Origin of the sequence: Synechococcus sp. EJ6-Ellesmere (assembly GCF_024345875.1) — a bacterium.
Lineage (GTDB): Bacteria > Cyanobacteriota > Cyanobacteriia > PCC-6307 > Cyanobiaceae > Regnicoccus_A > Regnicoccus_A antarcticus.
This window is the reverse complement of record NZ_JAGQBY010000187.1, coordinates 1-5,537: the sequence shown is the minus strand read 5'-3', so window position 1 is coordinate 5,537 and position 5,537 is coordinate 1. Positions and strand designations below refer to the sequence as shown.

Below are 5,537 nucleotides of genomic sequence, written 5' to 3'. Positions count from 1 at the left end.
CCCAGGGCAGCGTGGCGGGTGAGCTGCAGCGCCACCTCATGGGCCAGGGCGAGCTCAAGGCCCAGATGCACGTAGATGCCGGTGAGCTCGACCAGTTCCGCCGCCGCGTCATCGACAAGCTCCTGGCGCTCCCGGGCCAGGTCGGCCTGCTCGGTGTCGGCCTGGGAGCTGACCGAAACATATTCACCGGCCGCCATCGACATCGCTCCGGCCACCAGTCCGGCCGCTCCGGCCAACATGATCGCGCCGTGGTCGGCCTCAGCCGCCGCCACCCCCACCAGCAGGCTGGCGGTGGAGACAATGCCGTCATTGGCCCCCAGCACCGCAGCCCGCAGCCAGCCCACCCGGGACGTGCGGTGCTGCTCCTGATGGCGCATCCAGTGACCGTGGTGCCAACCGTCTCGCTGCTGAGCCATCGCTGTCAACTGGACGCCGAGGTGTAGTAGCGCAGGGCATGGCGCCACAAGCCACGGCTGAGGGCCAGGGACAGCACAGCCATCCCAAGGCTGGCCAGCACCCAGGGCAGGGTGGCGCGGCCCAGGATGGCTTCGGCCGGCACGGTGGTGAGGAAGGCCACGGGCAGCACCAGGGTGAACAGGGTGCGCAGAGCTGGGGGATAGGCGCTGACAGGAAAGCGGCCGGCCACCAGGGTGCTGCGCAACACCTCGGTGGCGTTCCAGACCTTCACGAACCAGATGCTGGCGGCTGCCAGCACGAACCAGAGGCTGTAGAGAATCAGGCCGCTGCAGAGCAGCAGCAGGGTGGTGCCCAGCAGGGTGAGAAGCGATGGAGTGGCCCCCGCCCGTCCCGCCGCCAGCACGATCAGGACCAGTCCGGCCAGCACGCCTGGCAGGCCCCAGGGGGAGAAGCTGCGGGCCGAGAGCCAGAACTGACTGTCGATCGGCTTGAGCAGCACGAAATCGAGGCTGCCGGTGCGCACATGGTTCACGATCGCCCCGAGGTTTGGCTGAAGCAGGGTGCTGGCGAAGCCGTCGAGCAGGGTGTAGATCCCCAGCACCACCAGGGCCTCATCCCAGCTCCAGCCGCCTAGGCCATGGCCGCGGCCATAGAACAACGCCAGCACCACCACGCTGCCGGCCAGGTTGCCCAGCACCGAGAGCAGTTCGATCAACGCGTTGGCCGGATATTCCAGCTCCATCGCCAGAGCCGACGCCCAGAACGCTCTCAGGGTGCGCGCATAGCGCCCCATCAGGCCCCCATCGCCGCATAACGCCGCAGTCCGGCGCGCCAGAGCAGCAGAAAGAGGGGCAACAGCAGGGCCATCCAGGCGGCCATCGTCGCCAGCCCTCCGAGCAGGTCCACGTCGCCGCCCGAGAGCAGCCGGGCCGGAAAGTCGACCATCGAAGGGAAGGGGGTGGCCTGCGCCAGGCGGCGCAGCCCGGGGGGAAAGGCCTCCAGAGGCGCCACCAGCCCGGAGAGGAACAGGTAAGGGATCAGCAGCAGGCGCTCCAGGGCCGCCGCCCGCTCACTCCAGAAGCAGGCCATGGTGATCACCGACTGCAGCAGGAAGCGCAGCAGAAAGGCCAGGTGGATCACCAGCAGGCCCAGCAGCCAGGTGGAGGGCGGCGGCCAGCCGCTTGCCCCCGCCCCCAGCAGCCAGACCGCCAGCACGATCGCCAGCACGAAGGGCACCCGCGTGGCCTGCTCGGCGATGTGGGCGGCCAGGTAGCGCCAGAAGGGGTGCAGCGGTTGCAGCAGGTAGGGGGAGAGGCGCCCCTGCAGAGAGTCCTCCTCGAAGACATGGATCACCCACACCACCGTGAACTGACGCACGACGAAGGCCGCTAAGAAGTAGCGGTTCAGAGCCGCCGGGCTGAGGCTGAGATCAGCGGCCGCTCCGGCACCGCTCCAGAGCGCCAGCATGATCAGCGGCAAGAGGCCGGAGAGGGCCCAGAGAGCGATCTCGGCGCGGTACTCGAGCATGTAGGCGTACTGGACCGAGAGCAGCACCCGCGCCAGCCGCAGCGTGCGTTTCATCCCACCGCCCCCTCACGGAAGAGGCGGCCGATGATCTCCTCCACCGGCGGATCGTTCACCTCCAGATCGAGCACGGGAAAGGTGGAAAGCAGCCGGGAGACGGTGGCCGTGAGCTGATCCCGTGACACCAGCAGGCGCACCCGGTGGCCGGCCAGCGACTCGAGCTCGCCGTAGCCACGGAAGGCCTCGGGCGGGTAGATCTCACCCAGGTCGCAGCAGACCTCCCGGTAAGGGGCGAGCTGCTGGGTCAGCTCCTGCAGGCTGCCGTCGTAGAAGAGCTGGCCCTGGTGGATCAGCAGCACCCGCTGGCAGAGGGCGGTGATGTCGCCCATGTAGTGGCTGGTGAGCAGCACGGTGGCGCCGGTGCGGCGGTTGTAGTCGGCGAGGAACTCCCGCACCCGCGCCTGGGCATTCACATCCAGCCCGAGGGTGGGTTCATCGAGGAAGAGCACGGAGGGGCGATGCAGCAGAGCCGCCAGCAACTCGGCCTTCATGCGCTGGCCAAGGGAGAGCTTGCGCACCGGCCGGCGCAGCTCCTCCCCCAGCTCCAGCATCTCGGCCAGCTCGTCGATGCGGCGACGGGCTTCGGCCTCGCCGATGCCGTAGACCGCCGCATTGACCCGCAGGGAATCGAGCGGGGGCAGGTCCCAGATCAGCTGCTGCTTCTGCCCCATCACCAGGGTGATCGTGCGCAGGAAGGCCGCCTGGCGGCGAAAGGGCCTGAAGCCCGCCACCTCCACGTCCCCGGCACTGGGCTCGATCAGGCCGGTGAGCATCTTGAGTGTGGTGGTCTTGCCGGCGCCATTGGCCCCCAGGAAGCCCACCACTTCGCCAGGCTCGATGCTGAAGCTGACGTCCCGCACCGCCGGAATGTCCTTGAGCCGGCGGGCGAAGAAATGGCGCAGGGTTCCGCCCAGACCAGGCTGCTTGTCGGCCACCCGGAAGCTCTTGCCGAGGCCGCGGGCCTGGATGATCGGCATCTCAGACCGCCCCCTGACCCGAAGCGACGGGGGGTCTTCCGCAGCCGCTCAATCGTCTTCCTCGCCTTCCAGAAGAAGGGAATGGAAGGCTGTGTAGAGATCGGCGTGCTCGGCCGCCAGGCGAGGGTCGGCCCGGGGTGGGGTGCTGCGACCAGGCCCTGATCGCCGGCCGGGCTGGGACTGGGTGGCTGGGGCTGCTGACTGGCCGGCCGGAGCACGGCGCTCGCTGGCCTCCTGGGCGGAGCGGTTCGCCTCGAGGCCGCGCAGACGCTCCATCAGGTGGGGCGGAACAGTGCCGTCGGGGCTCACCTGCATCAGCTCGCGAAAGAGCTGCTCAGGGTCACGCTCCAGCTCCACCTGGTGACGTTGCTCGCTGGCCCTGGGCTTGGCGCTGACGGGCGGCGTCGGTGCTGGCAGTGGCTGGGGCAGCTGACGGCCGAGCTGGCGAAGGCGCTCGAGGCTGTGGGCGTCGAAGCTCATGGCAGCAGGAGCGTTGGGGTCAGGAACAGCCGAGGGTGTCGCGGGTGACACGGCCCGTGACGGGGTTGGTGCCGCTGGCGATGGCGCACAGGGAAGTGAGCACATCCCCGCGCAGGGGCACATTGGTGAAGTCAGCCCCCTCGATCGCCACGTCCACGAACTTGGTGTTGAACGCGAAGGCATCTTCAAGCACGGCCTCCCGCAGGTCGGTACCCTCGAGCACCGCCGAGTCCAGGGTGGCCTCTCGCAGGTCGACGCCGTGCATGTCGGCGTCCTGGAGCTTGGCGCCGAACAGGCTGGCGTTGCGCATGTCGGCGCCGGAGAGATTGGCGTCGCGCAGGTTGGTGAGATTGAACGTGACACCGCGCAGGTCGGCGTCGTGGAAATCAGCGCCGATCAGCACCTGTTTGGCGTAGTCCATCGCAGCTGTGGCCGGAGCAGCAGGCAGCAACAACAGCAGCGCCAGCAGGCCACAACCCAGCCAGGCCACCAGGCCCGAGACCAGCGAACGCAGCGGGGCAGCCATGGCAGGGAAGGGACAGCAAGGGAACCCTAGGAAAAGCCGGTGATCAGACCCTTGACCCAGAGCAGAACGCAACGCGCCCGAAGCCGTAGCGCCCTGCCCGGGGCCTGGGCCGAGCAGCGCGCCTGGCGGCTGCTGCGCCAGCGGGGCTGGCGGCTCCTCTCCAGCCGCTGGCGTTGCCGCTGGGGTGAGCTGGACCTGGTGGTGGCCAAACCGGGCCGGCTGCTGCTGGTGGAGGTGAAGGGCCGCCGTCGCTGCGGCGCCGATGGCTGGGGCGTGGCCGCCCTGGGAGTCGTCAAGCGCCGGCGGCTGGCCAGGGCCCTGAACTGCTGGCTGGCCGAGCATCCCGAGCAGGCCCAGCATCCCCTGGAGGTGGTCTGTGCCCTGGTGCCCCTGCCGCCGACGGGCGGTGCTGTGCGCTGGCTTCGCCTTGAGTCACTCGCGGCGGCTCAGGGGGACGACTGAGCTCCCGCTGGTCCCGGCAGCGGAGATGCCGGCTGGCTGAACTCCACGGTGCAGCGGTAGCGGTAGTTGCCCATGCCCACCGTCATCTCCTGGCAGCGGTGCCGGCCCGGGATGGCACCGCGCGGCACCAGTTGCCGGGCCCGCTGCAGCGCATTGCCCCTGTCCCAGACGGAGTCGGCGCTGACGCTGCCCGAGCGGGCCGGCGCCACCCAGGCCAGGCAAGGCAGAGCAACTGCCACGCAGAGCAGCCACGGGGCCAGAGAAGGCCTCAGGCAGCGGACGGATCGGATCGAAAGGGTGCGGATCGAAGGGCTGATGAGGATGGGGGCCATTGCGACCTGGCAGGTCTCTGAACCAGAGATAGCCAGGGAACAGCCGCCCGGCCGGGCAATCTGGAAGGCCCGCCCAGCCACACCCATGTCATTCGGGGGCCACCACAGCCGCAAGCGCTTCGGCCAGCACTGGCTCACCGATGCCGCCGTGCTGGAGCGGATCGTGGCGGCGGCGGAGCTGCAGCCGGGGGAGCGGGTGCTGGAAGTGGGCCCGGGCCGCGGAGCCCTCACGGAACGGCTCCTGGCCACAGCGCTGGGGGAGCTGCATGCCATCGAACTCGACCGCGACCTGGTGGCCGGCCTGCGCCAGCACTTCGCTGGCGATGAACGCTTCCAGCTGCTGGAGGGCGACGTGTTGCGCCTGAATCTGCCTCCGGCCGACAAGGTGGTCGCCAACATCCCCTACAACATCACCGGCCCACTGCTGGAGCGGCTGGTGGGCCGGCTCGACCGCCCCCTGGCCAGCCCCTACCGACGCCTGGTGCTGCTCGTGCAGCAGGAGGTGGGCGAGCGCATCCGGGCGGTGGCCGGCAGCAGCGCCTTCAGCGCCCTGAGCGTGCGCCTGCAACTGCTGGCGCACTGCCGCTCGGTCTGCGCCGTGCCACCGCGCTGCTTCCAGCCGTCACCGAAGGTGATGTCGGAGGTGATCGTGATCGATCCCCTGCCGCCATCGGAGAGGCTGGAGCCGGAGCTGGCCGGGCGGCTCGAGGGCCTGCTCAAGCGCTGCTTCGCGGCCCGCCGCAAGATGCTGCGCAATTC

At 69.6% G+C, this 5,537-nt stretch carries 9 protein-coding genes; 2 read left to right on the top strand and 7 right to left on the bottom strand.

Features of this window, described 5'->3' with window-relative positions; all coding sequences use genetic code 11:
* The 6 genes from KBY78_RS15710 to KBY78_RS15685 form a co-directional block, all read right to left on the bottom strand.
* On the bottom strand, window positions 1-377 hold a 377-nt coding region (locus tag KBY78_RS15710), incomplete at its 3' end, for a VIT1/CCC1 transporter family protein (protein ID WP_399216047.1).
* Between the two features lie 44 nt (window positions 378-421).
* Window positions 422-1,210 (bottom strand): ABC transporter permease, encoded by a 789-nt coding sequence (locus tag KBY78_RS15705; protein WP_255144418.1) that lies wholly within the window; start codon window positions 1,208-1,210, stop codon window positions 422-424.
* The gene (locus tag KBY78_RS15700; RefSeq protein WP_006171574.1) at window positions 1,210-1,998 is read right to left on the bottom strand and encodes an ABC-2 family transporter protein; all 789 of its coding nucleotides are present in this window, start codon (window positions 1,996-1,998) and stop codon (window positions 1,210-1,212) included. Before KBY78_RS15700 ends, KBY78_RS15705 begins: the two co-directional genes overlap by 1 nt.
* Window positions 1,995-2,972: an ATP-binding cassette domain-containing protein gene (locus KBY78_RS15695; protein ID WP_255144420.1), complete on the bottom strand. Its 978-nt coding sequence runs from the start codon at window positions 2,970-2,972 to the stop codon at window positions 1,995-1,997. The genes KBY78_RS15700 and KBY78_RS15695 overlap by 4 nt, the downstream gene beginning before the upstream one ends.
* Window positions 2,973-3,026: 54 nt before the next feature.
* Complete coding sequence (locus tag KBY78_RS15690; protein WP_006171585.1) at window positions 3,027-3,458, bottom strand: hypothetical protein; 432 nt, start codon at window positions 3,456-3,458, stop codon at window positions 3,027-3,029.
* A gap of 19 nt (window positions 3,459-3,477) precedes the next feature.
* Entirely contained in the window at window positions 3,478-3,984 is a 507-nt protein-coding gene (locus tag KBY78_RS15685; RefSeq protein ID WP_006171587.1) for a pentapeptide repeat-containing protein, read from the bottom strand.
* 51 nt (window positions 3,985-4,035) lie between these two features.
* Between KBY78_RS15685 and KBY78_RS15680 the strand changes: the two genes are divergently transcribed.
* Window positions 4,036-4,446: a YraN family protein gene (locus KBY78_RS15680; protein ID WP_255144416.1), complete on the top strand. Its 411-nt coding sequence runs from the start codon at window positions 4,036-4,038 to the stop codon at window positions 4,444-4,446.
* On the opposite strand, the gene KBY78_RS15675 is transcribed toward KBY78_RS15680, so the two are convergent.
* Entirely contained in the window at window positions 4,431-4,778 is a 348-nt protein-coding gene (locus KBY78_RS15675; RefSeq protein WP_006171590.1) for a hypothetical protein, read from the bottom strand. The two genes, KBY78_RS15680 and KBY78_RS15675, sit on opposite strands and share 16 nt — an antisense overlap.
* An 85-nt stretch (window positions 4,779-4,863) precedes the next feature.
* Here KBY78_RS15675 and rsmA point away from each other — a divergent pair.
* Window positions 4,864-5,537: 16S rRNA (adenine(1518)-N(6)/adenine(1519)-N(6))-dimethyltransferase RsmA (rsmA, locus tag KBY78_RS15670; protein WP_255144415.1), on the top strand; the 674-nt coding region annotated here is incomplete at its 3' end.